Here is a 1,307-nt window from a genome sequence, read left to right on the forward strand (position 1 = left end):
AGCGCCCCTGCCGCGCCCTCAGCACCCGTCGCCCAGGCAGGCGCCGGCGGCCCGGGCGGGGGCGAGGCTGCCGACGCGGAGATGATCCGCACCCGCTGGGAGGAGGTCCTCGAGGCGGCAAAGCGCTCGCGGCGCGCCACCTGGGCGCTGGTGGGCCCCAACTCCCGGCCGGGCACCGTCTCCGGAGGCGTCTTCACGCTCCTGTTCACCGCCCCCGGCCTCGTGGGCGCCTTCGAGAACGGCGGACACGGCCCCATCTTCTCCGCAGCCCTCCACCAGGCCCTCGGCCTGCGCCTCGAGGTGCACGCCATCGTCGCCGGCGATGACGGACCCGGCGGGCCGGGCGGCTCCGGTGGCTCAGGAGGCCCGCGTGGACCGCAAGGCATGGGCGCCCGCAGTGCTGCCTCCACCGGAGCCGAGGCTGCGCACACCCCCGGCCCCGGCGTCGGTCACGGTGTCAGCCGCGATGCCGGTCACGGCGGACCGCAGGGCTCCTACGGTGGCGGCGCCCCCGACGCAGGGCAGAGCGGCCCCGGACCACAGGCCGGCGCCATCAACTCGGTGGGCTCGGCCGCCAGTGGCGGGACGCAGGACGTCAACGGCGCCTGGACGCACGTCGGTGGCCAGGGCCCGGTCGAGGGAGCGGCCGCCCCGGTCGCCGCCGGTGGTGCCGGCGGCTCTGACCACGGCGTCGCACGTGCGGTGCCGCGCGGCTCCACCAGTGCGCCAGTCGCCGCATCCGCTCCCGACCCCCGGTCGCTTGCCACCCACGACCCAGCCAGTGCTGCCCACGACGCCGGCCGACCCGCCCAGGGCTCGGTCGCGCAGTCGCCCGCCGCTGCGCCAGTACGGCCCACCGACGTCGAGCCGGCCGCCCGCCCCGAGGAGCACCGGCCCGTCTCCACCACCTGGGACGACGGCTCCCCGATCCCCGAGCCCCCGCCCGAGGACGACTGGGGTGCCGATCCCTACGCTGAGGACTCCGGGTACCCCGGTGGGCCCCTCGGTGCCGACGAGCCCACTGGCTCCGCTCAGCCCACCGACCGCGCTGGGCACCACGTCGCCCCGGCTCCCGCCGCGCAAGAGACCGCGACCGCCCCCGAGCTGCAGCCGGCTCCGGCCGGCGCCGATCCCGCCGCCCCCACCGAGTTCCAAGCAGTCTCCCCAGCGTTCCCGGCATCCCCGGTCGCCTCCGCCGCGGCCCCGCCGCCCACCGCCCCCGCGGTCCCCATGGCGTCGCCGACATCTCCGGCTCCCGTAAACCCCGCCGATCCCGACGACGGCTGGGGCCCGGTCGCCGTCCCCGG

General features: G+C 78.0%; 1 pseudogene. It reads left to right on the plus strand.

The features are described from left to right. Positions 1-1,307 (plus strand): annotated as a pseudogene (locus RIV14_RS13640) (hypothetical protein); the annotation flags it as partial.

The organism is Actinomyces acetigenes (genome assembly GCF_031296635.1).
GTDB lineage: Bacteria > Actinomycetota > Actinomycetes > Actinomycetales > Actinomycetaceae > Actinomyces > Actinomyces acetigenes.